This window comes from Curtobacterium sp. MCSS17_007, from assembly GCF_003234175.2.
Taxonomy (GTDB): domain Bacteria; phylum Actinomycetota; class Actinomycetes; order Actinomycetales; family Microbacteriaceae; genus Curtobacterium.
In genome coordinates, this window is sequence record NZ_CP126257.1 from 3,246,451 (window position 1) to 3,270,676 (window position 24,226).

The 24,226-nt window shown below is 72.9% G+C and carries 28 protein-coding genes; 12 read left to right on the forward strand and 16 right to left on the reverse strand.

The window, feature by feature from the left end; translation table 11 throughout:
• Positions 1–34 precede the first annotated feature (34 nt).
• Entirely contained in the window at positions 35–799 is a 765-nt protein-coding gene (locus tag DEJ22_RS15445; protein WP_181430810.1) for an SGNH/GDSL hydrolase family protein, read from the forward strand.
• A 1-nt stretch (position 800) separates the two neighbouring features.
• On the opposite strand, the gene DEJ22_RS15450 is transcribed toward DEJ22_RS15445, so the two are convergent.
• The gene (locus DEJ22_RS15450; RefSeq protein WP_111227275.1) at positions 801–1,466 is read right to left on the reverse strand and encodes an SDR family NAD(P)-dependent oxidoreductase; all 666 of its coding nucleotides are present in this window, start codon (positions 1,464–1,466) and stop codon (positions 801–803) included.
• 131 nt (positions 1,467–1,597) lie between these two features.
• On the opposite strand from DEJ22_RS15450, the gene DEJ22_RS15455 reads away from it, so the two are divergent.
• Both DEJ22_RS15455 and DEJ22_RS15460 read left to right on the forward strand, forming a co-directional pair.
• A complete protein-coding gene (locus DEJ22_RS15455; RefSeq protein WP_111227274.1) occupies positions 1,598–2,749 on the forward strand; it encodes a PQQ-dependent sugar dehydrogenase in 1,152 nt (383 codons plus the stop codon).
• 128 nt (positions 2,750–2,877) lie between these two features.
• Positions 2,878–4,086 carry an MFS transporter gene (locus DEJ22_RS15460; protein WP_111227273.1) on the forward strand — a complete coding sequence of 403 codons (1,209 nt, stop codon included), beginning with the start codon at positions 2,878–2,880 and terminating at the stop codon, positions 4,084–4,086.
• Positions 4,087–4,096: 10 nt separating this feature from the next.
• Here DEJ22_RS15460 and DEJ22_RS15465 read toward each other — a convergent pair whose 3' ends face one another.
• On the reverse strand, positions 4,097–5,068 hold the full coding sequence (locus DEJ22_RS15465; RefSeq protein WP_111227439.1) for an NAD-dependent epimerase/dehydratase family protein: 972 nt from the start codon (positions 5,066–5,068) through the stop codon (positions 4,097–4,099).
• A 115-nt stretch (positions 5,069–5,183) separates the two neighbouring features.
• Complete coding sequence (locus tag DEJ22_RS15470) at positions 5,184–5,669, reverse strand: DUF4126 family protein (RefSeq protein ID WP_111227272.1); 486 nt, start codon at positions 5,667–5,669, stop codon at positions 5,184–5,186.
• A 97-nt stretch (positions 5,670–5,766) separates the two neighbouring features.
• Between DEJ22_RS15470 and DEJ22_RS15475 the strand changes: the two genes are divergently transcribed.
• Together DEJ22_RS15475 and DEJ22_RS15480 are read left to right on the forward strand one after the other, a co-directional pair.
• Positions 5,767–6,411, forward strand: coding sequence for an SDR family oxidoreductase (locus tag DEJ22_RS15475; protein ID WP_111227271.1), 645 nt, complete (start codon positions 5,767–5,769; stop codon positions 6,409–6,411).
• Between the two features lie 94 nt (positions 6,412–6,505).
• On the forward strand, positions 6,506–8,353 hold the full coding sequence (locus tag DEJ22_RS15480) for a BCCT family transporter (protein ID WP_111227270.1): 1,848 nt from the start codon (positions 6,506–6,508) through the stop codon (positions 8,351–8,353).
• A gap of 71 nt (positions 8,354–8,424) precedes the next feature.
• Here DEJ22_RS15480 and DEJ22_RS15485 read toward each other — a convergent pair whose 3' ends face one another.
• The gene (locus tag DEJ22_RS15485; protein WP_111227269.1) at positions 8,425–9,126 is read right to left on the reverse strand and encodes an SDR family oxidoreductase; all 702 of its coding nucleotides are present in this window, start codon (positions 9,124–9,126) and stop codon (positions 8,425–8,427) included.
• 93 nt (positions 9,127–9,219) lie between these two features.
• Between DEJ22_RS15485 and DEJ22_RS15490 the strand changes: the two genes are divergently transcribed.
• From DEJ22_RS15490 to DEJ22_RS15500, 3 genes are all read left to right on the forward strand, one after another.
• Positions 9,220–9,606, forward strand: a complete 387-nt coding sequence (locus DEJ22_RS15490) for a MerR family transcriptional regulator (RefSeq protein WP_111227438.1) — start codon at positions 9,220–9,222, stop codon at positions 9,604–9,606.
• A 43-nt stretch (positions 9,607–9,649) separates the two neighbouring features.
• Positions 9,650–10,450: a DNA-formamidopyrimidine glycosylase family protein gene (locus tag DEJ22_RS15495; protein WP_111227268.1), complete on the forward strand. Its 801-nt coding sequence runs from the start codon at positions 9,650–9,652 to the stop codon at positions 10,448–10,450.
• Between the two features lie 80 nt (positions 10,451–10,530).
• Positions 10,531–10,932: an arsenate reductase ArsC gene (locus tag DEJ22_RS15500; protein ID WP_111227437.1), complete on the forward strand. Its 402-nt coding sequence runs from the start codon at positions 10,531–10,533 to the stop codon at positions 10,930–10,932.
• Here DEJ22_RS15500 and DEJ22_RS15505 read toward each other — a convergent pair.
• The 11 genes from DEJ22_RS15505 to DEJ22_RS15555 all read right to left on the reverse strand — a co-directional run bounded on the left by DEJ22_RS15505 (position 10,929) and on the right by DEJ22_RS15555 (position 19,510).
• Positions 10,929–11,315 (reverse strand): DUF1304 domain-containing protein, encoded by a 387-nt coding sequence (locus DEJ22_RS15505; protein ID WP_111227267.1) that lies wholly within the window; start codon positions 11,313–11,315, stop codon positions 10,929–10,931. The two genes, DEJ22_RS15500 and DEJ22_RS15505, sit on opposite strands and share 4 nt — an antisense overlap.
• Positions 11,316–11,337: 22 nt before the next feature.
• A complete protein-coding gene (locus DEJ22_RS15510; protein ID WP_181430807.1) occupies positions 11,338–11,805 on the reverse strand; it encodes a VanZ family protein in 468 nt (155 codons plus the stop codon).
• Positions 11,806–11,832: 27 nt separating this feature from the next.
• The gene (locus DEJ22_RS15515; protein ID WP_502862013.1) at positions 11,833–12,549 is read right to left on the reverse strand and encodes an NUDIX hydrolase; all 717 of its coding nucleotides are present in this window, start codon (positions 12,547–12,549) and stop codon (positions 11,833–11,835) included.
• Positions 12,546–13,253: a copper resistance CopC family protein gene (locus DEJ22_RS15520; RefSeq protein WP_111227265.1), complete on the reverse strand. Its 708-nt coding sequence runs from the start codon at positions 13,251–13,253 to the stop codon at positions 12,546–12,548. Before DEJ22_RS15520 ends, DEJ22_RS15515 begins: the two co-directional genes overlap by 4 nt.
• Positions 13,254–13,332: 79 nt before the next feature.
• On the reverse strand, positions 13,333–13,770 hold the full coding sequence (locus tag DEJ22_RS15525) for an ester cyclase (protein ID WP_111227264.1): 438 nt from the start codon (positions 13,768–13,770) through the stop codon (positions 13,333–13,335).
• A 166-nt stretch (positions 13,771–13,936) separates the two neighbouring features.
• Complete coding sequence (locus DEJ22_RS15530; protein ID WP_111227263.1) at positions 13,937–14,644, reverse strand: DUF4097 family beta strand repeat-containing protein; 708 nt, start codon at positions 14,642–14,644, stop codon at positions 13,937–13,939.
• Positions 14,645–14,781: 137 nt separating this feature from the next.
• Positions 14,782–15,444, reverse strand: a complete 663-nt coding sequence (locus tag DEJ22_RS15535) for a LuxR C-terminal-related transcriptional regulator (RefSeq protein WP_111228556.1) — start codon at positions 15,442–15,444, stop codon at positions 14,782–14,784.
• Entirely contained in the window at positions 15,432–16,646 is a 1,215-nt protein-coding gene (locus DEJ22_RS15540; RefSeq protein ID WP_181431004.1) for a sensor histidine kinase, read from the reverse strand. The genes DEJ22_RS15535 and DEJ22_RS15540 overlap by 13 nt, the downstream gene beginning before the upstream one ends.
• Before the next feature lie 142 nt (positions 16,647–16,788).
• On the reverse strand, positions 16,789–17,640 hold the full coding sequence (locus tag DEJ22_RS15545; RefSeq protein ID WP_258379753.1) for a LamG domain-containing protein: 852 nt from the start codon (positions 17,638–17,640) through the stop codon (positions 16,789–16,791).
• The gene (locus tag DEJ22_RS15550) at positions 17,637–18,518 is read right to left on the reverse strand and encodes a S26 family signal peptidase (protein WP_111228554.1); all 882 of its coding nucleotides are present in this window, start codon (positions 18,516–18,518) and stop codon (positions 17,637–17,639) included. Before DEJ22_RS15550 ends, DEJ22_RS15545 begins: the two co-directional genes overlap by 4 nt.
• Before the next feature lie 326 nt (positions 18,519–18,844).
• Positions 18,845–19,510 (reverse strand): COG1361 family protein, encoded by a 666-nt coding sequence (locus tag DEJ22_RS15555; RefSeq protein WP_258379718.1) that lies wholly within the window; start codon positions 19,508–19,510, stop codon positions 18,845–18,847.
• 163 nt (positions 19,511–19,673) lie between these two features.
• Between DEJ22_RS15555 and DEJ22_RS15560 the strand changes: the two genes are divergently transcribed.
• The 4 genes from DEJ22_RS15560 to DEJ22_RS15575 all read left to right on the forward strand — a co-directional run bounded on the left by DEJ22_RS15560 (position 19,674) and on the right by DEJ22_RS15575 (position 23,187).
• On the forward strand, positions 19,674–20,123 hold the full coding sequence (locus tag DEJ22_RS15560; RefSeq protein ID WP_284174740.1) for a MarR family winged helix-turn-helix transcriptional regulator: 450 nt from the start codon (positions 19,674–19,676) through the stop codon (positions 20,121–20,123).
• A 159-nt stretch (positions 20,124–20,282) separates the two neighbouring features.
• Positions 20,283–21,212 (forward strand): NADP-dependent oxidoreductase, encoded by a 930-nt coding sequence (locus tag DEJ22_RS15565; protein WP_111228175.1) that lies wholly within the window; start codon positions 20,283–20,285, stop codon positions 21,210–21,212.
• Between the two features lie 79 nt (positions 21,213–21,291).
• The gene (locus DEJ22_RS15570) at positions 21,292–22,140 is read left to right on the forward strand and encodes a hypothetical protein (protein ID WP_181430969.1); all 849 of its coding nucleotides are present in this window, start codon (positions 21,292–21,294) and stop codon (positions 22,138–22,140) included.
• Between the two features lie 63 nt (positions 22,141–22,203).
• Positions 22,204–23,187, forward strand: a complete 984-nt coding sequence (locus DEJ22_RS15575; RefSeq protein WP_111228173.1) for a TerC family protein — start codon at positions 22,204–22,206, stop codon at positions 23,185–23,187.
• Between the two features lie 30 nt (positions 23,188–23,217).
• On the opposite strand, the gene DEJ22_RS15580 is transcribed toward DEJ22_RS15575, so the two are convergent.
• Positions 23,218–24,204, reverse strand: coding sequence for a helix-turn-helix transcriptional regulator (locus tag DEJ22_RS15580; RefSeq protein WP_111228172.1), 987 nt, complete (start codon positions 24,202–24,204; stop codon positions 23,218–23,220).
• Between the last annotated feature and the right edge of the window lie 22 nt (positions 24,205–24,226).

The following is a 24,226-nucleotide window of genomic DNA, read 5'->3' on the forward strand; positions in this document are numbered from 1 at the left end:
GTGCTCGACGTCGATCCGCGGGACACCTGTACCCGTGTCCCGCACCACCCGCCTCGCCCTCGTCGCGAGCATCGTCTCCGCAGTCTGCATCGCCGGCGCCGGCGTCTTCGTCGTCGCGTCGCCCCACACGGCGAGCGCAGAGGACCGCCCCGTCGCCGCAACGACCGACACCCGCGTCGAGCGCGGCACGACGGACCTCGCTCGCCCGCGGACGCCGGACCAGGTGGTCTCCGGCGCACTGGACACCCCGGCACTGTCGGACGCCGTGCCGTTCGCGTACGCCGGCGACTCCATCACCGCCCGGCCCGACTCGTGGCTGCACCAGCTCGAGTCCGACGACCGGTTGCACGCCGTCGGCGGCTACGCCCACAGCGGGTACCGCGCCGATCAGGTGCTCGCCGAGATCGGCCCGGTCCCGCAGGCGCGCGTGCTCGTGGTCGAGGTCGGGACGAACGACGTCAACCAGGCGGTCCCCCTCGACCGCACCATCGCGGACGTCGGCGCGATCGTCCGCAGGGTCGGCGCGGCACGGGTGCTCGTCGTCGCCGGACCGCCGTCCGACTGGACGTGGAGCCGCTGGGGTGCCGATCGCCGCTCCGGTCAGCTCGTGCTGACCGACGCGCTCCACGCGGACGCCGACGCACACGGGTGGGCGTTCGTCGACCCGTTCCGGTCGCTCCGGGCAGCCGACGGGGCGTACCTGCCCGGGACGACACCGGACGGCATCCACCCGACGGCCGAGGCGAACCGCTCGGTCGCTGCGGCGATGGCCCAGGCGATCGAGCAGACCGCACGCTAGGTCACTCCGGCAGCGGCTCGGCGTACGTCCGGAACGCGCCGCGCTCGGTGTGGATCGTCCAGAGCCGCTCGGCGACCGCGGCCGACGAGTGACCGTCCTGCCCGTCGTCGATGCCGAACGGGATGATCAGCTGGCCGACGTGCACGTGCTCGTCGGCGACCGCGTCGTGGAGGAGCTGCGCGTAGGCGCTCTCACCCGCGAAGGCGACCGAGGTACCGGTGACCCGCGCGCCGGGACGGACCGCGCTGCCCCCGTTGACGAACAGGATCGTGCCCGTCCCGATCGCCCGCATGCCCGGGAGCACCTGGCGCACGGCGTTCACCGAGCCGTAGACCGAGAACTCGATCGGTCCGACGAGGTCCTCGGCGGTGGTCTCGAGCACCGGGCGCATGTACTCCTTCGCGGGCAGCGGGCTGTACTGCAGCACCTCGATCGGGCCGAGCTGCTCGGTCGCGGCCTCGAGCGCGGCACGGAGCGAGTCCCCGTCGCGGACGTTCGCGGCGAAGCCCTGCGCGCGGTACCCGGACGACCGGAGCTCGGCGGCGAGCGAGTCGAGCCGGTCCTGGTTGCGGGAGATCAGGGCGATGTCGAAGCCCTCGCGGCCGAAGCGGTCCGCGACGGCGAGCCCCAGGCCCTTGCCGGCGCCGACGATGGCGATGGTGGTCATGCGGTGGTCCTTCCGTGGGTGTGGCACCGACGCTAGGCCGGGGTGCGCAGCGGTGAGGGGTTCCGCCGGGAACCCCCAGCCGTTTCCCGACGGGGCCGTGTGGACTCGGGGCTCGACCCGGGAGGAACACCGTGGACACCACCCGCACACGCCGCAGCCGTCGTACCTGGTCCGCCGTCGGACTGGCCGTCGTGGCCGCCCTCGGCCTGACCGCCTGTTCCGACGACCGGGCGGTGAGCGGTCCGGACGACTCCGCCGGGCAGGGCAGCACCGCGAGCCCGCCGGCCGACCTCGCGGCAGGGCAGCTCGCACCGGACGGCCGGACCACGGACGTCGTCTCCGGCCTCGATGCGCCCTGGTCGGTCGTCCCGGTCGGTGACGACGGCGACGCGTTCGTCAGCGAACGGGACTCGGCGCGGATCCTCGAACTGCGGGCGGACGGTTCGACGCGGGAGGTCGGGACCGTCGACGGAGTCCGGCACGGCGGCGAGGGCGGACTCCTCGGCCTCGCGCTGCACGATGACGACCTGTTCGTCTACTCGACCGCCGACGACGGCAACCGGATCGAGCGCTACGAGCTGACCGGGGACACCGGCTCGTACCGGCTCGGCGAGGCGACCACCGTGATCGACGGGCTCCCCGCGAACACCTTCCACGACGGCGGGCGGATCGCCTTCGGCCCGGACGACATGCTCTACGCGAGCGTCGGTGACGCGGGCAACCGGTCCGAGGCGCAGGACCGCGACTCCCTGGCGGGCAAGATCCTGCGGCTGACCCCGGACGGCGAGGTGCCGGACGACAACCCGTTCGACGGCTCCCCGGTCTGGTCCCTCGGACACCGGAACGTGCAGGGCATGGGCTGGGCCGACGACGGCACGATGTTCGCGGCGGAGTTCGGTGAGGACCGCTGGGACGAGCTCAACGTCATCGAGCCCGGGGCGAACCACGGCTGGCCCGAGGTCGAGGGCACCGGCGGCGAGGACCGCGGCTTCGTCGACCCCGTGCAGCAGTGGTCGACGGACGAGGCCTCGCCGAGCGGACTGACCGTGATCGACGACACCGTCTTCGTCGCGAACCTCAGGGGCGAGTCCGTCCGCGCCGTCCCGGTGTCCGACCCCTCGAGCTCGACCGTGTACTTCCAGGGCGAGCAGGGTCGCATCCGCACGGTGCTGCCCGGCCCCGACGACACGCTCTGGTTCGTGACGAACAACACCGACGGCCGCGGCGACCCCCGCGACGGTGACGACCGGATCCTGTCCGTACCGCTCACCACCGTGCGCTGACGGAGTCCCGGTAGCTCCTCTTCCCCGCACCACCGCTCTCGTACCGTGGGGCCCATGAGCCGCCGACACGAAGCCACCAATCGCGCGCGAAGGGCCCCCGGACACGGAGCCGACGCGACCCTGCGTCGATGAACGGGCAGACCCCTCCGGCGACGATGACGCGTGGTCGGACGCTGCTCTTCGCCGTGGCGGGCGGTGCGGCGGTCGGCAACCTGTACTGGGCGCAACCGCTGCTCGACGACATCGCCGCCGACCTCGGGACCTCGTCCGCCTCCGCGGGGCTCCTCGTCACGTTGACGCAGGTCGGCTACGCGCTCGGGATCCTGCTGCTCGTGCCGCTCGGCGACGTGGTCGACCGGCGTCGCCTGGTCCCGGGCGTGCTCGCGGCCTCCGCCGTCGCGCTGCTCGCCGCCGCGCTCGCCCCGGGGTTCGCCACCCTGCTCGTCGCGCTCGCGCTGGTCGGCGCCACGACGGTCGCCGGGCAGCTCCTCATCCCGCTCGCGGGCGACCTCGCCGACCCGGCGTCACGCGGTCGGGTGGTCGGGACGATCGCGGCCGGCGTGCTCACCGGCATCCTGCTGTCCCGCACGGTCAGCGGGCTCGTCGCGGAGGTCGCCGGATGGCGGAGCGTGTACGTCCTCGCCGCGGTGGTCGCGGTCGTGCTGGCCGTCCTGCTCGCGCGGGCGGTCCCGCGTCTGCCGCGGCGCGAGCGGGTGCGGTACCCGCACCTCATCGCGTCGGTGGTCGGCGTCGTGCGGGCACACCGGGCGGTCCGCGTGACGCTGGTCATCAGCGCGTCGGTGTTCGCCGTGTTCACGATGTTCTGGACCGCGCTGACGTTCCTGCTCAGCGGCGCACCCTTCGGGTACTCGACCACCGCGATCGGCGCCGTCGGCCTGGTCGGGCTCGCCGGGGCCGTCGCCGCCCAGCGGGTCGGGCGGCTGCACGACCGCGGCTGGTCGGTCCCGGTCACGGGTGCTGCGCTCGTGCTGGTGCTCGTGTCGCTGGTGATCGCCGGCCTGGGGGCGCGGTCGATCGTGGTCGTGCTCGTCGCGGTGCTGCTGCTCGACGTCGGTGTGCAGGCCGCGAACGTGCTCAACCAGACGCGGCTGTTCGCGATCGACCCAGCGGCACGGAGCCGGCTGAACACGGCGTTCGTGACCGGGAACTTCGCCGGTGGTGCGGTCGGGTCGGCGGTCGCCGGCGTGCTCTGGAACGCGGGCGGGTGGACCGCCGTGACGGTCGGTTCCGCCGTGCTCATGGGCTTCGCGACGACGGTCTGGGCCGTGCACCGTCGTGGGGCGCTCGCGCTCCCGGGGCGCACCGCGTCGGCCTGATGCCGCGGGCTCAGGGGCGGAACGACTCCGGCACGTCGATCCCGCCGTGCTCGACCTGCCAGCGCAGGGCGTCGCGGACCGTCTCCTCCGCGGTGAACGTCGGCGCGTAGCCGAGGACCCGCTGTGGCTTCTCGGTGCTGAACACCTGACTGCGGGACAGGTGCTCCCAGCTGGCGTCGGCGTGCTCCGGAGCCGAGGTGCCGCGGAACCGGTCCCAGCTGACGCATTCGAGCCGTGCCTCCCGGCCGGCCCAGGACGCGATCAGGTGGGCGTACCCGCGCACGGTCAGCGCGGTCGGCGCCGTCGCGAAGAAGTCCTGCCCCGCGGCGGCGTCTCGCTGCTGGACCGCGAGCTGGAAGAGCTGCGCGACGTCGTCGGCGTGCACGTGCGCCATCGACTCCGCGCCGAGGCCCGGGACCTCGACGGTCTCGCCGGTGGCCAGCCGCGTGATCACCGACGGGTCGAGGTTGCCGAGCGGTCCGATCGGCATCCAGCCCGGGCCGCTGATGTGTCCGGGGTGGATCGACGTCGTGACGACACCACCGTCGGCGGTTTCCTGCAGGAGCATCCGGGCGATCACGTCCTTCTGCGTGCCGTACTCGCCGAACGGCGGCGTCGCGGTCTCCTCGGTGATCGGCAGGACGTGCGAGACGCCGGCACGCCAGATCGAGCCGCAGTGCACGAGGTGGGTGCCGCTGCCGCGGAGCCCTCGGACGAGCTGCTCCGCGGACTCGAGGGTGAAGCAGACGAGGTCGACGACGGCGTCGGCGCCGAGCGCGGCGATCCGGTCACCGAAGGTGCCGTCGCGGTCCTCCTGCTCGCGGTCGGCGGTGACCCGCTCGACCTGCGCCCACTCGGGAGCGTCCGCGTACGGGGTGCTGGTGCCGCGCGTCACGACGGTGACGCGGTGCCCGGCCCGCACGAGGCGGGGGACCAGGAAGGTGCCGATGTGGCCGGTGGCTCCGATGACGACGATGTCCATGGTGGCCACGCTAGGCGCGTCCCACCGGGCGCGGCAGGCACCGTCGGTACCCCTTGACGCGACGGGAGGCACGGATCGTCGCCGACCCGTGCCTCCCGTCCGTCAGGTGGTCGCGTCAGACGCTGCCGACCGCCTTCACGGAGCCCACGATGACGGCCGCGTCCTCGCCGAGCGCGCCGACGGCGTCCGGCAGACCGGCGCCGCTGAGCAGCTTGCGGGCGGCCCAGCCGGCGAAGCTGCCGACGATCGCACCGACGCCGCCGAGGATCGCGCCCTCGATCCGCAGGTCGCGGCGACCCGTCGTGCCGAGCGCGGCGCCGGCGAGCGCACCGGCGCTGACGCGGCCGACCAGGCCGAGCGGCGAGATGCGGGCGGGGACCTTCGGTGACTTGTCGCCGATGAGTTCGCCGATCGCCGAGGCGACGAGCAGCCCGCGGCCGAGCGGCGTGCTGAAGGCCTTCCACTGCTGCCAGTCGCCCTTGAGGGCCTTGTTGTCGTGGTTCAGGGCGAGGACGGCGAGCGGGGTGCCGCTCCGTCCGCCGCTGAGGACCCCGAGTGCCAGGGTGCGGACCAGTGTGTGCTGCTCGTGCTGCTTGCTCATGGTTCTCCCGTCGTGTCAGGTCGGACGGTACTCGCCTGCCGCTCGGGGGACGCAGACGTCCGCGGGCCTCGGAGCCGTCCCGCGTAGCGTCCGCCGCATGAGTGACATCATCCTGTTCGGCGGCCACGGCAAGGTCGCACTCCTGGCCACCCGCATCCTCACCGACCGGGGGCACCGCGTGACCTCGGTGATCCGGAACCCGGACCAGCAGGACGAGGTGCGTGCGCACGGCGGCGAGCCCCGGGTCGCCGACGTGCAGGAGCAGTCCCTCACCGACTTCGCGGACCTGATCCGCGGGCACGACGCCGTCGTCTGGTCGGCGGGTGCCGGCGGCGGCTCCGCGGACCGCACGTGGGCGATCGACCGCGACGCGGCCGTGCTGTCCGTGCAGGGCGCGGCGCAGGCCGGTGTCGACCGGTACGTGATGGTCTCCTGGTCGGGCTCGAAGCTCGACCACGGGATCCCGCAGGACCAGGACTTCTTCGCGTACGCGCAGTCGAAGATGATCGCCGACGCCGTGCTCCGCGACTCCGGGCTGCAGTGGACGGTCGTCGCGCCGAGCACCCTGACCGACGACGAGCCGACCGGTTCCGTCGACTGGGACGGCTCGTCGTCGCAGGTGCCGCGCGGGGACGTGGCCCACGTGGTGGCGGACGTGCTCGAGGACCCGTCGACCGCCGGTCGGACCATCCGGTTCAACGGCGGCGACACGGCGATCGCCGACTTCCTGCAGCAGCGGTAGCGGGCGGGTGTCGGCGGCGGAGGAAGACCGTCGCCGGCCGTGCCCCAGGTCGAGTACCTGAACGCTGGTACAGCATCTCGGGCACCATGGACGGATGGCCACGACGAGACCACCCGAACCCGCCGCCGACCAGCTCCACCCCGGAGAGCCCGTCCGCACCACCCCGGAACTCGCCCGCTGGGTCTTCTGGCCGGCCGCCGTGATCGTGCTCGGCTTCGTCGCGTGGACCCTCGTCGCACCGTCCTCCGCCGAGGCCGTCTTCAACGCCCTGCAGAGCGGCATCGTCCGCAACTTCAGCTGGTACTACGTGCTCATCGCGGCGTTCTTCGTCGGGTTCTCGCTGTTCGTCGGCTTCTCGAAGTACGGCGACATCAAACTCGGCAAGGACCAGGACGAGCCCGAGTTCTCCACCGGCTCGTGGTTCGCCCTGCTCTTCGCCGCCGGCATGGGCATCGGGCTCGTCTTCTACGGCGTCTCCGAGCCACTCAGCCACTTCGCATCGCCCCGGCCCGGGGTCACGGGCACCGAGAACCAGCTCGCCCAGCAGGCGATGACCCAGACCTTCCTGCACTGGGGCCTGCACGCCTGGGCCATCTACGTCGTCCTCGGTCTTGCGCTCGCCTACGCGATCCACCGCCGTGGCCGCCCGGTCTCGATCCGCTGGGCCCTCGAACCGCTCCTCGGACGTCGGGTCCGCGGCGGCTGGGGCAACCTCATCGACGTGATCGCCCTGATCGGCACGTTGTTCGGCGTCGCGACCTCGCTCGGCCTCGGCGTCATCCAGATCGGCGCCGGCCTCGAGAGCGCCGGACTCGCGGAGAGCAGCACGGTCAGCCAGATCGCCATCATCGCGGTGATCACCGCGGTGACGATCGTCTCCCTGGTCACCGGTGTGACCAAGGGCATGAAGATCCTGTCGAACTTCAACCTCATCCTCGCGGCGGCACTGCTGCTCTTCATCCTGATCGTCGGTCCCACGCAGTTCCTGCTGCGCGACTTCGTGCAGTCGATCGGCGCCTACCTGCAGAACGTGGTCGGCCTGTCCTTCAACGTGACCGCGCAGCAGGGGACCGCCGGTGAGGAGTGGCAGGGCGCCTGGACGACGTTCTACTGGGGCTGGTGGATGTCGTGGGCCCCCTTCGTGGGCATCTTCATCGCCCGGATCTCGCGTGGCCGCACCGTCCGTGAGTTCGTGTTCGGCGTGCTGCTCGTCCCGACCGCCCTGACCTTCCTGTGGTTCGCCGTGCTCGGCGGCGCGGCGATCCACCGGGAGACCGACGGTGCCGGTGGTCTCGTCGGCGCGGACGGCTCGGTCGACGTCGAGGGGTCGCTGTTCACGCTGCTCGCCGACCTGCCCGCCGGCGTGGTGCTCACGTTCGGTGCGATCCTGCTCATCGGCGTGTTCTTCGTGACGTCCTCGGACTCGGGGTCGCTGGTGATGGCGATGATCGCGTCGGGCGGCGACATCGAGCCGAAGAACTGGCTCCGCGTGTTCTTCGCGGTCGTGGCCGCACTGCTCGCCGTCGCACTGCTCCTCACCGGCGGGCTGAACGCCTTGAAGACCGCGGCGATCACCACCGCGCTGCCCTTCAGCGTCGTGCTGCTCATGGTCTGCTGGTCCACCGTGATCGCCTTCAACCGGGAACGTCGGGCGTACGACAAGGCCGAGCGCGAAGTCCTCCTCGAGCACGTCGGCGCGTACTACGGTCTCGAGGTCGATGCCCCGGAGCAGCGCCAGTCCGGCCGTCCCTGGGACCTGGTGCGCCGGATCCGCGGCGGGCGCGGCCGCCCGGCGTCGACCGTGGGCGGCGTCAGCACCTCGCCGGACGCCTTCCCGGTGCACACGCAGACGGTCTCGCCGGACCCCGGCATCGACGCGACCCTCGACCCGACGCCGACGGAGACGCCCGGGGATCGCGCTGAGGAGCGCCCCGGGTCCTGACGCGGCCGGGTTGACGGACGGGAGGCGCGGTGCCGGCTGGCACCGCGCCTCCCGTCCGTCTGCCCCGCCCGTCAGCCGAGCTGCGCGGCGAGCACGTCCGGCGACTGCTGGAGCGATGCCTTGACCATGGCGCTCCACTCGTCGACCACGACCTCGGCGAGCCCCTGCTGCACGCCGTCGAGGGACGCCCGGACGACGTCGGCCGGGTCGGTCATGTCGCCGTCGTACCCGGCCATCATGTCGGTGTCGGCCGCACCGAGGTGCAGTCCCTGGACCGTGATCCCGGTGCCCTGCAGCTCGAGCCGGACGGCGTTCGTCATGTTCCACTCCGCGGCCTTCGCCACCGCGTACCCTCCGGCGCCCGGGTGGGCGAACCACGACAGCGCGGACAGCACGTTCACGACCGCGCCGCCGCCGTTGCGCTCGATGACCGGCGCGAAGGCCCGCAGCATCGACAGGGTGCCCCAGAGGTGGGTGTCGAGCAGCCGGTGGGCGTCGGTGAGGTCGTCGCGCAGGAGCGAGCCGCCCGCCGAGATCCCCGCGTTGTTGACGAGCAGCGTGACGTCCTCTGCGGCGGCGGCTGCTGCCGCGACGGAGGCCTCGTCGGTGATGTCGAGCGGCAGCACCTCGACGCCCTCGACGTCCACGAGCTCGGGGCGGCGGGCGGTCGCGTAGACCTTCGATGCGCCGCGCTCGAGGAGCTGCGTGACGAAGTGGCGACCGATGCCGCGGTTCGACCCGGTGACGAGTGCGACGGATCCGGCGATGTCCATGGTGTCCTCCTGCCGCGCGGGCGCTTCCCGCTGCGGCTCGGCTACGGTAGGACCTCACATCGGTGTCAGGTGCAAGTGCGGATCGGAGACGACATGCGGATCGGCGACCTCGCGGCGGCGACCGGGGCGAGCGTTCGCTCGCTGCGGTACTACGAGGAGCAGGGGCTGCTCACGGCGGAGCGGACGGCCGGCGGCCAGCGGTCGTACGCCGACGCGTCCGTCGAGCGGGTGCAGCTCGTGCAGCAGCTCTTCGCCGCCGGACTCCCGAGCCGGACCATCGTGCAGCTGCTGCCGTGCGTGGACGCGGGCGTCGCGACGCCGGAGTCCTTCGCGCTCCTGGTGGCCGAGCGCGACCGGATCACCGCGCAGCTCGCCGACCTCGAGGCCGCGCGGGACCGGCTCGACGAGGTCATCGCGATCTCCGAGCACCCGACGCCGGAACACTGCCCGGCACTGCGGGAGCACGCGGCCGCAGCCTGAGGAGCGCGCGGACGCTGTCGGTGGCGCCGCCTAGCGTGACCCCATGCCCGAGGGTGACTCCGTCCACCGCCTGGCAGCACGACTCCGCGCCGTCGACGGCGCCCTGGTCACCCGTGGCGAGCTCCGGGGCGGCGCCGACGCCGGCACCCCGCTCGGCGGCCGACGCATCCTCGCCCACGCCACGCACGGCAAGCACCTGCTCACCCGGTTCGACGACGGCAGGACGCTCCACACCCACATGCGGATGACCGGCTCGTGGACCACGACGGGCGCGGGGAAGCGTCTGCCGGTGCGCGCCGCGCAGGACGCCCGGGTGCGCATGGCCCTCGAGGACGGCCGCACCGTGTGGGGGATCGCGTTGCCCGTGGTGGAGCTGCTCCCCACACACGACGAACACCTGGCGGTCGGGCACCTCGGCCCGGACCTGCTCCACGACGACTTCGACCGTGACGAGGCCGTCCACCGCTGCACCGCCGACCCGGACCTACCCGTCCGCACGGTCCTGCTCGACCAGCGCCGCGTGGCCGGACTCGGCAACCTCTGGGCGAACGAACTCGGCTTCGTCCGGGGGCTGCACCCGGACCGGCCGATCGGCACCGTCGACGTCGGGGCCCTGCTCGACACCGCGCAGCGGATGCTCCGCCACTCGGCGACGACACCCGACGCGTACCAGGTGACGACGGGCGTCCTCCGCCGCGGCGAGCGGCACTGGGTCGTCGGTCGGGCCGGTCGGCCGTGCCTGCGGTGCGGCACCCGTGTCCGCGCCCGCGACGACGTCGAGGTGGTCGGCTCGGCGCCCCGCCGGGTCTGGTGGTGCCCCCGCTGTCAGCCCGCGGCGGGCTGACCGTCCGGCGGCCTCCCGTGTTGTTCACCCCGGTGCGGCAGGATGGCGGTGCCCCGTCCCGACGTCCCCAGGAGTCGACCGTGACCGACCAGAAGCCCGCTGTCCTGTTCGTCTGCGTCCACAACGCCGGCCGCTCGCAGATGGCCGCCGGGTGGCTGCGGCACCTGGCCGGCGACCGCGTCGACGTGTTCTCGGCAGGGTCGGAGCCCGCGGACCGGATCAACGCCGTCGCGGTGCAGGCGATGGCCGAGGAGGGCATCGACATCGCGGGGGAGCAGCCCGCCGTCCTGACCACCGACGCGGTGCGCCAGGCCGACGTCGTCGTGACGATGGGCTGCGGCGACGCCTGCCCCGTGTTCCCCGGCAAGCGCTACGAGGACTGGGCGCTCACCGACCCGGCCGGCCTGCCGATCGAGCAGGTGCGCCCGGTGCGCGACGAGGTCCGGCGGCGGGTGGAGGCGCTGCTCGCCGAGCTCGTCTAGACCAGCGCGCCGATCCCCAGGACGACCAGCGCGAGGAGCGGCAGCGCGCCCTGCGTGGTCGCGGCACGGCGCTTCGTGGCATCGCTGGTGAACAGCACCAGGGCGGCGCCGAGCATGCTCGCGGTGCCAGCGACGACGAGCGTCACGCCCACCGCGGTGCCGCCCGCGGCGACGACGACGATCCCGACCAGGACGAGCACGGCGAGGAACAGGTTGTAGAAGCCCTGGTTGAACGCGAGCGAGCGGGTCGCGGCGGCCTCCTGCTCCGAGGTGCCGAAGGTGTTCCGTGCGCGGGGGGTGGTCCAGAGGACGGACTCGAGCACGAAGATGTACACGTGCAGGAGCGCGGCGAGGGCGGCGAGCACCAGGGCGACGACGGTCATGCCCCGACCCTACGACGCCCGGTCAGCGCCGTCGCATCGCCCGGCGCCGCGCGAGCCCGAGCGCTGCGGCCGCGAGCAGACCGCCGACCACCGCGCCGATCGCGTTCGCGACCAGGTCGCTCGTGTCGCAGGCCCGACCGATGCCGAGCACGAACGCCTGCGCCGCCTCGATGCCCGCCGACAGGCCGATCCCGGCGGCCGCCGTCAGCAGCGGGCGGGCGGTGCGCAGCCCCGCCAGGAACACGACCGGGACGAAGAGCAGCACGTTCGCGATCGACTCGACGGCGGTCGGTGCCAGGTACGGCAGCCCGGCCGAGCACCCGACCGCTGCCGAGGGCGTGTCCTCCGGGTACAGGGTGGCCCCGAGCACGGCGACCAGCGCCAGGACGGCGAGCACCGTGGTGGTCCTCGGAGCCCGCGCCAGCAGGACCCCGACGAAGGGGGCGACGACGACGACCGCGACGAGCACGCCGGAGACGAGCCACGGCACCTGGACGAGCAGGGTGGAGAGCAGGGGTCAGGCCCTTCGGTGCGCGGGGAGGGGCAGCTCGTGCGCGGCGTCCCAGGGCTCCGTCCAGCCGAGCCGGTCGAAGAGCGCGTCGAGGAGCATCGCGGTGAACCCCCAGAGCGTGTGCACGCCCTGGTCCGACCGTACCGTGAAGGCCGGTCCCCGCCACTCCCGGCCGCCGCGGCGCAGCACGGTCACGCCGCGGTTCGCCGGGTCGAGCAGGTCGGCCACGGGCGTCCGGAAGACCGCCGCGGACTCCCGCTCGTCGACGACCCGCACGGGCGTCGGTTCGCGCCACCAGCCGAGCACGGGCCGCACCAGGTGGTTCGAGTGCGCGAGCGGCACGGCGGGCAGGGTGCCGAGGACCTCGACACCGCTGGGGTCGAGCCCGGTCTCCTCACGGGCCTCGCGCAGGGCCGCCGCGGGCGCGTCCACGTCGCCGGGGTCGATGCGCCCGCCGGGGAAGGCGATCTCGCCCGGGTGCGAGCGGAGGGTCGACGCCCGGGCGAGCAGCAGCACGTCGAGGTCGCGGTGCACGGCGTCGGCGACGGCGGGGCGTGCGCTCGGGGTGCCGTCGAGGACGCCGAAGAGCATGAGCACGGCCGCCGCGCGGGGGTCTGCGGTGCTCGGGACGGCGGGGACCAGCGGGGCGGCTCCGGGACCGGCGACGGCGGCGAGCGCCGCACGAGCAGCGTCGGCCGACGGCGTCTGGCCCACCCGGGTCACCGGCGCGTGCCGCCCTCGTCCGTGCCGGGCTCGCCGGTGCTCGTGTCGTCGGTGCCGTCCTCGATGTCCGTTCCCTCCACGGGAACGCCGTTCCGACGGGCCAGCAGGGCGCGGACACCGACGACACCGGCGAACCCGACGACGACCAGCGCGACGATCAGCAGCAGGATCGTGTGGTGTCGGTGGTCCACCGGGGCGGCGGCCGCCTGCGTCGCGGACACCTCGTCGGGGGTCCCGGTCGCGGCGTCCGCCGTCGCGGTGGCGGACGGCGCTGCGGGCTCCGTCGCCCCGGCGTCCGGAGTCGTGCTCGCGCTCGGGGTCGCGGTCGCGCCCGTCGACGTGAAGCGGTACTCGCCGGAGATCGGGTGTCCGTCGACCGAGACGCTGCGCCACTGCACGCGGTAGGTGCCGGCGGCCGCGAGGTCGACGTCCTTCGCGATGGTGGTGCCCTCGACCCGCACGTCCCCGGTGGTGCGTTCGGATCCGGCGCCGTCGGTGACGCTGATGACGATGCCGGTCTGCAGTCCCGACAACGGCGGCTCGGAGAGCGTCAGGGTGACGTGGTCGACGTCACCGGAGACGCTCGAGTCGGCGGCCGGGTCGGCGGACACCAGGGAGTCGTGCGCGGACGCCGGGCCGGCGAGCAGCACGATCGGTGCGAGCGCTCCGACGACGACGGTGGCGAGGAGGGCTCGGAGACGCACGGGTGCCTTTCATCGGCTGCTGACCCGGCTGGTACCGGACGCTCCGAGCGTACCCGGGGCGTCCCGGAGAGCGGTCCGGTCAGTCCTGGCTGACGAACCGCACGTCCGACGAGCCGAGCTGCAGCTGCTCCTCGATGCCCTTCTGGTCCGTCGAGCCCCAGCGCTCGGCGATCCTGCCGTCGACGAACTTCGACACCTGGATGCCGCGGACCGTGAACGTCCGGCCGGTCGGCTCGTGGCCCTGGAACGGCCCGGTGTGGGTGCCGCGGATGGTGAAGACCGCTGTGGTGAAGTCGTCGGTCACGACGAGCGGGTCCGCCTCGAGCGTCACGTCGGGGAACGCGGTCGTGAACTCGGTCCAGAAGTCGACGATGCCGGCGAGCCCGGGTGCCTGGCCGGGTGCGGGGTCGTGGTCCACGACGTCCTCGTGCCAGGCCTCTTGCATGCGGCTCCAGTCGCGGGCTTCGAGGATCCCGCCGAGCTTCTCCTGCGTGGCGGCATTCGCGTCCTTGGTCATGTGGGTTCCTCCCGTGGTCGGACGGTGAGCGTCCTGACTACGCCGACCACCCCGGAGGCACCGGGACGTCCGAGGTACACGCTGTCCGGTCGGCGAACGACGCCGGTGCCGGACGGGAGGCGCGTGGCGGCCCCGCCACGCGCCTCCCGTCCGGCTCGTCGTCCCGTCAGCGACCGGGCCCGCGCTCGATCTCGATGTCACCCGCGACCGCCGAGAACCGGTACCGCTGCTCGGCACCGGGGTCGGTGCCGAGCTCGTTGTCGACGTCGCCGACGGTCGCCTCGGCGGTGATCTGGTAGTCGCCGTCCGGCAGGCGGACCTCCTGGTCACCGGAGGTCGTCTCGACCGAGATGCTCCGCGGTGCCGCGCTGAGTGCGAGGTCCACGTCGCCCGAGGTCGCCTCGACCGTCAGGGTGTCCGCCCGGCCGTCGAGCGTGACGTCACCGGCGGTGCTCGTCAGTGCGACGTCGCCCCAGCTGCCCGCGAGCAGCACGTCACCGGCGGTGGCGCTGACCTCGATCGGCAGGTCGTCCGGGGTGTCCTCGGGGACCCGCACGGTCAGGTGGGCACCCTGCCGGACGCCGACGGACAGGTCGACGATGCTCCAGGCGGGCCCGGCGACCGTGAGGTCGAGCACGCCGTCGCGGACCGCGTGCCGCTCACGGAGCCGGGTGTCACCGGCGACGAAGACGATCTCCGGACGGTCGACGGCGGCCCGCTCGACACGGACGTCGGTCGCCCCGGTCTCGATCCGGATGCCGTCGACGGGCTCGTCGACGGCGCTCGTCCGTGAGTGGTCCTGGCGGTCGGCAGCGGCGACGGACTGCACGACGACGAGGGCGAGCAGCGCGACGAGCAGCACGGAGCCGACCACGAGCAGGACGGTCCGCAGGGTGCGGGGCGCCGGGGAGCGGGCGGGGGCGTGGTGCTGGGGGATGGGGCGGTCGTCGTCACGGGGACCTCGTTCCTTCGGGTGCTGGTGCGGGATGGGCGTGCGGGATGGGCGTGCGGTCAGCGGCCGCGACCGGCGGCTTCGGACAGGTAGCGGAGCACGGCGAGCACGCGGCGGTTGCCGGTACCCTCGGCGGGGACGCCGAGCTTCGTGAACACGGCGGACACGTGCTTCTCGACCGAGCTCTCGGTGATGTGCAGCTCGGCGCCGACCGCGCTGTTCGAGCGCCCCTCGGCCATGAGCTGCAGGACCTGGAGCTCCCGCGGGGTCAGGGTGTCGATGCCGTCCGTACGGCGCGAGCGGGCGAGGATCTGCGCGACCACCTCGGGGTCGAAGACCGTCCCGCCGGACCCGACCCGGGCGACGTCGCCGAGGAACTCGTCCACCTCGACCACGCGGTCCTTGAGCAGGTACCCGAGTCCGGCCGTGTCGCTCGTGATGAGGTCGGCGGCGTAGCGTTCCTCGACGTACTGGGAGAGCACGAGCACCGCGACCCCGGGGTGCTGCGCACGGATGAGGACGGCGGCCCGCACCCCCTCGTCGGTGAAGGTCGGGGGCATCCGGACGTCGACGATCACCAGGTCGGGGCGGTCCGCGGCGACGGCGGCGAGCAGGGCCGGAGCGGTGTCGACGGCCGCCGTCACCTCGTGTCCGGCGTCGGTCAGCAGGCGGACGAGTCCGGCACGGAGGAGGACGGCGTCCTCGGCGATCACGATGCGCACGGGACCTCCACGGTCACTCGGGTCGGGCCGCCGACGGGGCTCTCGATCAGCAGGGTGCCGCCCGCGGCGCGGACGCGGTCGCGCATCCCGCTCAGGCCGCCTCCGGGGTGCCCGTCGGTGCCGGCACCGCCGACCCCGTCGTCCCACACCACGGTCCGGATGCCGCCGGGCACCTGGTCGACGGTGACGGAGCACCGCGTCGCACCGGAGTGCTTCGCGACGTTCGTGAGCGCCTCGGCGACGGCGAAGTACAGGACGGCCTCGACCTCGGGCCGCGGGCGGGCGTCGAGTGCGACGTCGACGGTCGTCGGGACCGCGTTGCGCGCTGCGACGGCGGACAGTGCGGCGTCGAGACCTCGGTCGGTGAGGATCGCCGGGTGGATGCCCCGGGCGAGCTGTCGGAGCTCGGTGATCGAGTCCTTCGCGTCACGGTGCGCCTGGTCGAGGAGCTGCCGGGTCGCCGCGGGGTCGCTGTCGAACCGCGACCGCGCCATGCCGAGGGTCATCGCGAGTGCCACGAGCCGGGGCTGCACGCCGTCGTGCAGGTCCCGCTCGATGCGGAGCCGTTCGGTCGTGGCGGCGTCGACCGCACCCTGCCGGGCGTCCGTGAGACGGTCGATGCGGTCCTGCAGCGCCGCGGTCCGGCTCGAACCGAGGAGCAGCGGCGCGAGCACCCGGTCGAGACTGCCGGCGCCCCACACGTACAGCACCGTCAGCACGAGGAGCACCGCGCCGGCGAGGACTCCGCCGACCGTGCCACCGGGGAGCCAGCGCAGCCCCGGCACCGAACCGGTCCGGGCCGTCGTCACGAGGAACGGTGCGAGCGTCACGATCCCGAGGAAGCCCCAGCCGAGCACGAGGGACACCAGGTGGTGCGCCAGTGCCCGCCAGGTCACCGGGTCGGCGAGGTCGACGAACGCCTGCACCACGGGGCGCCAGGGCCCGGTGACGCGGGTCGCCCGGCGGACCGGGCGGGGGATCTCGACGTCGTGGAGGGCCGCTGCGCGGCGGCGCTCGACCTCGGCGACCCACCGGGCGGTCAGGGTGGTGCCCACCAGGAGCAGCACCCCCACACCGGCCGCGGGGATGCTGCCGATCGAGGTGGCGAGGAGCGTGACGACGAGCACGAGCCAGACGAACCCGAGGAACGCGTCGAGGAGGAGGTCCACTGCGGAGCTCCAGAGGGCGGTCGCTTTCTGCACGGCTTCACAGTAGGGGCGGACGCGAGCAGCCCTCGACGGTGGTGGCCGCACGATCGGGTGGGGGTTTCCCCCACCCGCGCACGGACGGACGGGAGGCTCGTGGCGGCCCCGCCCCGTGCCTCCCGTCCGTCGTGCCGGTCCGTCAGCGACCGGCGGCGTGGTGGTTCGCGACCTGCGTCGCGGACAGTTCCGTCGAGTAGACGGCGGCGTACCGCATCGAGCCGGTGAACCAGTAGTTGGCCGGAGCACCGGGCCACCCGCTGATGGTGTCGTACCCGATGCGGAAGTAGCCCGTGGCGTTCTCCGGCGTCCTGAACGCGGTGTTCGAGGCGACGAGCGTGCCGTCGAGGTACAGGCGCATGCCGTTCGTCGGCGACATGGTCGACACGACGTGGTGCCACGCTCCGTCGGTGACGGCCTTCGGCGAGGTGATCACCTGGGTCGTGTTGTTGTACGTGCCGAAGACGAGCTGCCCCGAGGTGTTGAGGTAGATCTGGCGGTCGTGCTGCCCCGAGGTGGCGACCTGGTTGCTGCCGAAGCCGATGAGCAGCCCGCCGGCCACGGTCGTGCGGAACCAGACCTCCTCGCTGAAGGTCGTGGGGTTCGCGTACGAGCGTGGCGTCGAGACGAAGCTGTTCGAGCCGTTCAGCGTGTAGGCCGGACCGCCGTCGCGGGCGCAGGCTCCGGGGTTCGCGGTCGCGGTCATGGTGCCCTGGTAGGTGCCGGCGTTGCCCTTGCCGGACGAGTCCGCCGCGGTGCGCGAGCCCGATGCCTCGTCGAGGTCGTACGCGAACAGGGCGCCCGCAGCGTCGGCGCGGGCGGCAGCGGCGCAGGTGAAGTACGGCGCGGTGGCCGCGGAGTTGGTCGGGTTCGTCACCGTCGCGCTGTAGGCGGACCGGGTGGGCGCGAACTGGTTGAGCAGGACCACCACGGCGAGCGCGACGACGAGCAGGACGGCGACGACCCGGCCGTCGCGGAGCGTGCGGGCGGTCACGAGGCACGCACCGGTTCGACGCGGCCGACGGCCAGGCAGAGCACGAGGGGGACGAGGCAGACGGCGATGAGCGCGGCCCAGCCGACCGGGTCGAGGTCGATGTTCGACGTCAGCTGGTAGTGGCCGTTCTCCGTGAGCTCGTGGACGACGACCCGACCGACCTCGCCGTCGACCAGGTGCACGGTGGTGCCGCCGTGCGCGTCGACCCGGACGGGGAAGATGCCGGACGAGACGATCGTCGCCTCGACGCCGTGCGGGCTCGAGGTGTTGGTGATCGTGGTCACGTTGACGAACGGCTTCAGGACGAACGCGGCGTACGCGGTGGTGAGGGCACCACCGGCGATGCGCAGGCAGGTACGGGTCACGCGGTCGGTGAAGGCGCTCGTGAGGGTCCAGATCAGCAGGGTGCCGCCGAGCAGGATCGGGGCGGCGCGGAACAGCCAGCCCAGGTGCGGGACCAGGAGTGCGGGGGTGCCGATGACCTCGTGCTGCGTCAGCGTCCACGGGTCGGTGGCGCCGTTGATGTCGCCGCGGGTGTGCAGACCCTCGGCGTCGATCGCGATGATGCGGTGCGTGTAGACGACGCCCGGGTTCGCGTCGGTCTCGAAGGAGACGATGTCGCCGACTCGGAGCGTGGCCACGTCGACCGGCAGGTCGAGCACGAGGGTCCCGACGGGGGCGGCCTCGCCCATCGAGGGGGTCTCGACGACGAACCAGCGACCGCCGGCGGAGAGGAACAGGACCGCGGCGGCGAGCAGGACGGCTGCGATCGCGGCGACCGACCAGGCGAGGACGGTCTCGGAGCGGCTGACCGCGCGACCGCGCAGGAACGGCCGGTCCAGCGTGCCGCTGAGCGGGATCGCTGTGGTCTGGCTCATCTGCTGCTCCGGCGGGGTCGGCCGCCTCGGTGGGGCGGCGGGGGTGCTGGGCCGGTCGGGTCCGGCGGGGTGGTGCGGGGTGGTGCTGGTTCGTGCGTGGGAGGGGTGGCGGCGCTCGGTCGTGGGGGGACGATCGAGCGCCGCCGCCCGGTGGACGTCGCCCGGCCGGAAGGGGGGAAGCCGGTCGGGAGGCGCGTCGTGGGGGACGTCGCCCGGCCGGAAGGGGGGAGGCCGGTCGGGAGACGTCGGTTCGGGGGACTCGAGGTGATGGAGGTGGACACCGGCGGGACGGGGTCAGCACGTCCCGCCGGAGCAGTGGCCGCGGATCAGGCGGTGAAGGTCCAGGTCATCGGGACCGAGGCCGCGAGGCCCTGGTACGTGTTGCCGGCGGACGGGTCGAGGGTCACCGCGAAGTTGAACGGGACGGTCGCACCGGCGGCGGGCGCCTGGGGCATGGTGAAGGCCGAGGCCGCTGCGCCCTTGAAGCTGGCGAGCGTGCCGCTGAAGACGGTGGTCGACCCCGAGGTGATGACGAGGTTCATCTTCGCGCACAGGTCGGTGGCGGTGCCGTTCTGGGTGCCGTTCGCCGACTGCGTGCAGGTCGCGCCCGGGGTGAGCGTGAAGGTCGCGGCGTTGGCCGTGCCGGTGTTCTTGATCGAGATCGCGGTGTTCACGGTGTTGCCCGGCGTCATCGTCGTGCTGCCACCGAACTTGTTGATCGTCGAGCAGGTCGCCGAGTTCGTCGAGACCGAGCCGCCGTCGGTGCTCAGACAGGTGACGGTCGCGCCGGCGTTCTGCTCCTGCATGACCAGGGTGCCGGTCGCGGCGGTGTTGTTCGAGTTGGTGATGCTCGCCGCGAACCCGGAGAGGGTGCCGGTGAGGGACAGCGACAGCAGGACGGCGGCGAAGATGCCGGCGAGGAGTGCCACGGGGGCGAAACGGATCCGCGTCAGCGCGGAGGTGCGGAGCTTGGTGGACACGGTGTACCTCATCGTTCGGTGGTGGTTCGGACTCGGGTGGAAGATCGGGAGCAAGTGGCTCGGGCTCACTTGCTTCAATGATCAAGATAGTCAGCGGTTCACCAATTTGACCACTCGTATACTTACCCCAGAGCGGGGGACGGCCCGTGTCCCCCTTTCGACGGAAGCAGGTCCCGTGGCCCCCACCACCGACGACGCCGACCTCATGGCGGCGTTCGCTGCGGTCGTCCGCGCGAACACGAGCCTGGTCGGGCAGCTGAGCGCCCGCGCCGGCATCCACGAGAACGCCCTCCGCGCGCTCGTGCTCGTGAGCGACACCGGGTACTCGACGCCGACCGAGGTCGCCGGGTACCTCGGACTGACCTCCGGCGCGGTGACGAACATGATCGACCGCATGACGAGCGCCGGCCTGCTCGAGCGCGCGCCGAACCCCTCGGACCGACGGGGCTCCCTGCTGCGCCTGCTCCCGCCGGGGGAGGCCGTGGTCGAGGACTACCGCGCGCGCTACGGCGCGATGCTGCGTGCCGTCGACAGCGCGCACGGCGGCGAGCTCCACCAGGTGCTCAACGCCCTGGCGACGGGCCTGTACGAGCAGGCGGCCGACACGGTCGGCGAGCGCGAGTAGGAGGCCGAGCCCGGACCGACGGGCGGACGGGAGGCGCGTGGCGGGTCCGCCACGCGCCTCCCGTCCGTTTCTGCGTCCGCCTGTTGCTTCGAATCCGAAGCAAGTGTAGCGTGATCGTCAGATGCTTCGAACTCGAAGCACAAGACGAAGGGGCACACCATGAAGGCAGTACGGTTCCATAAGGTCGGCGGACCCGAGGTCCTGCGCATCGAGGACGTCGAGCGTCCCGAGCCGGGCGCCGGGCAGGTGCGGGTGCGAGTCGCCGCCTCCGCGTACAACGCGGCGGACGGGGGGATGCGCGGCGGGTTCCTCCCGATCCCCGTGGTCCTGCCGCACGTCCCCGGGTACGACGTCTCCGGCACGGTCGACGCGATCGGTGCGGGCGTCCCGGACCTCGCCGTGGGTGACGCGGTGGTCGGGTTCCTGCCCATGGAGCGGGACGGTGGGGCGGCGGAGTACGTCGTCGCACCGGCCGGGGCCCTGGTCGCCGCACCCACGAGCCTCCCGCTCACCGACGCTGCCGCACTGCCGTCGGTCGCCCTCACCGCCTGGCAGGCCCTCGTCGACGACGGCCACCTGACCGCCGGGCAGCGGCTGCTGGTCAACGGCGCCGGTGGCGTCGTCGGGAAGTACGCGGTGCAGCTCGCGAAGCGCCTCGGCGTGCACGTCGTCGCCACCGCCAGCCCGCGCAGCGCCGGGGCGGTGCGGGCGGCGGGGGCCGACCAGGTCGTCGACCACACCACCACCGACCTGCACGCAGCGGTCGACGAGCAGGTCGACGTGCTGCTCAACCTCGCGCCGATCGAGCCCGAGGTGTTCGCGCGACTCGTCTCGCTCGTGCGCGACGGCGGCGCGGTCGTGAGCACCACGGCGTTCATGGCGACGCCCGGCGACGACGACCGCGGCGTCCGCGCGGCCACCGTGTTCGTCCGGCCCGATCGACAGCGCTTGGCCGAGCTCGTCTCGCTGGTCGACGCGGGGGAGCTCCACGTCGAGGTCGCCCGGCGGATCACCCTCGACGAGCTGCCCGCGCTGCACGCCGAGGCCGAGGCCGGGCGGATCGCCGGGAAGGTCGTCGTGACGGTCTGAGCGCCGGACCGCCGCCGACGTGGCCGACTACGGTTGGGTGGGAGTGATCGGGGGGGTCATGGCGGACGATCGTGACGACGTGCGTGACGACGTGCGCGACGAGCTGGAGCAGCGCAGACCGGACTGGGCAGGCCCACGACCAGCACGGACTCGGGGCTGGTCGATCCTGCTCACCGTCGCCGGCCCGGTGCTCGCGGTCACGTCGTTCCTGATGATCGCCGGCTTCAGCCTGCACTCGACCTTCACCGACCCGGCCACCGCCCCCGAGTTCCTCCGCAACGTCGTCGCCGCACTCGTCGTCGGCGGCCTGCTCCCCCTCGCCGGAGCGGTGGCCCTCGCCGTCGTCTGCGTCCGCACGCGGTCGCGTCGCTTCGCCGGGGCCCTGGTGGCCGGCTGCACCGGACTCCTCGTGACCGTGCTCCTCGTCCCGGCGATCCTCGGACGGTACCTGCCGGACGCCCGGCAGTACGCGGCGGACCTCGACCGGGCCCCGGCGGCCGAGCGGCAGCAGCGGGAGGACATGCAGCGCGTGCTCGAGGACGTGTACACACGGACCGTGCAGGCGTTGCCCGACGCCAGGGTCGACGTGCGGGACGGGGCATCGACGGACTGGCACATCGAGCAGGACGACTGGTACCGCACGGACTGCCGACTCTCGGTCGGGCACGACGGTGTCGAGTGGACCGTGGTCAGCAACCCCGGTTTCGACGTGGCAGACCTCGCGGACACGATCGACGCGGTGGTCCGGACCGCGGAGGACGCCGGGTGGTCCGTCGACCGGACGTCCGACGACCAGACCGGCGAACCGGACGGCGTCGTCGTGCGCACCACGGAAGGCACCGTCCGGCTGCACGACCGCTACGGGCCGGACGACGAGGGACACTCCAGCGTGGAGGTCACGGTCTGGACGCACTGCGTCCGGGAGTGAGCAGACCGGCGCGCAGCGCACAGACGCGAACCGACCGGGTCCGTGATGCCCCAGACTGGAACGATGCCCCAGCTCCCCGTCGTCTTCGAGGTCGGCTCCATCATCGCGCTCGTCGCGATCCTGGTCGTCGACCTGCTCATCGTCGCCCGCCGACCGCACGTGCCGAGCCTGCGGGAGTCCGGGGCGTGGGTGGGCGTCTACGTCGGGCTGGCGCTCGTCTTCGCCGTGCTCATGCTCGTGTTCGCGGGCGGGGACGCCGCGGGGCAGTTCGTCGCCGGCTGGCTCACCGAGTACAGCCTGAGCATCGACAACCTGTTCGTCTTCGTCATCATCATGGCCCGGTTCAGCGTGCCGAAGGCGATCCAGCAGGAGGTGCTGATGCTCGGCATCATCATCGCCCTGGTGCTGCGCGGGGTGTTCATCCTGGTGGGCGCCCAGCTCATCGAGGACTTCACCTGGATCTTCTACCTGTTCGGGGCGTGGCTGATCTGGACCGCGATCCAGCAGCTCCGCGAGGACGACGACGAGGAACAGCAGGACAGCGCGCTCGTCCGACTGCTCCGCCGACGCGTCCGGATCACGGACGAGTTCGACGGCATGAAGTTCCGGGTGACCCACGACGGGGCCCGGCACTTCACGCCGCTGCTCATCGTCCTCATCGCGATCGGCACCACCGACCTGCTCTTCGCGCTCGACTCGATCCCGGCGATCTTCGGCATCACCGAGAGCGCGTTCATCGTCTTCACCGCGAACGTCTTCGCCCTGATGGGCCTCCGGCAGCTGTACTTCCTGCTCGGCGGGCTGCTCGAGCGCCTGGTCTACCTGAAGTACGGGATCGCGCTCATCCTCGCGTTCATCGGCGTCAAGCTCGTCCTGCACGCCCTGCACGAGAACGAGCTGCCGTTCGTCAACGGCGGCGAGGGCTTCTCGTGGGCGCCGGAGATCCCCACGTGGGTGTCACTCGTGGTGATCCTCGTCGCGATGGCGGGTGCGACCGGGGCGAGCCTGGTGCGGATGCGGCACGACAGCACGGTCGGCCAGCGCTGACCCGACCCGCCGGGGCGTCCACCCGCACGCTCACCTGCGGAGCGTCTCCTTCGGCGTCTCGCCGAAGCGCTGCCGGTACGTGCCCGAGAACCGACCGAGGTGGAAGAACCCCCACCGTCGGGCGATCGCCGAGACGGTCGCCGATCCGGGTGCGGCGACCAGCAGTTCGGCACGGACACGGCGCAACCGCAGCTCGTGCACGTACGTCATCGGCGTCACGCCGAGCAGCCGTCGGAACCCCTCCTGCGTGCTCCGGACGCTCAGCCCGGCGGCAGCGGCGATCTGCTCCACGGTCAGGGGTTCTCCCGCGTGGGCGTGGACGAACTCGACCGCGGCACGGATCCGCGCGCTCCTCGGCCGGAGCAGTTCCGGGGGCAGCTCCTCCTCCTGCGGCGGGAAGAGCGAGAGGAACGCCGCCGCGACCGACCGCGTCGCCTCGTGCCAGGCCAGGGGCGCCGGCTCCGCGTCGGTGAGGACGGCCGTCGCCGCCGTCAGGGCGTCCCGCCACGCCGTGAGGGCGGTGGGGTCGGGACGCCTCCCGACGTCGAGGCACAGGGACCGGACCGCCGTGCCGGCCCGTTCGCTCGCCACGTCGTGGACGAGCGTGCGGTCGAGGTGGACCAGGCGCGCGTCGAAGTCGGTCGCCTCGAAGACGAGCTCGTGGCCGTCCGGGGACAGGGCCGGCCGCATCGACGGCAGGGGGAGCGGGTCACCGAGGGTGTCGAGGACGATCGAGCCGGCCGTGAGCCAGTGCACGACGTAGTCGTCCCCGCCGACGTGCACCTCACCGCGGAGGAACCCGTGCACCTGCGAGCGCCGGAGGGTCAGCGCCGCGTCACCGACCGCGGTGTAGCGGTACGAGTACGGTCCGTCCGTGGTCGTGCTGTGCCAGTGGTTGCCCGCGTACATCCCCGGCAGTGTGGCCATCGCCTCGTCCGGGGTCGTGCCCGCCGCCTCGAGCCGGACCTCCGGTCGCCACGGGCCGGACTCCGTCCCGAGCGTGCGCACGTTCGACACAGTGGGCCTCCTGATCTCCTGG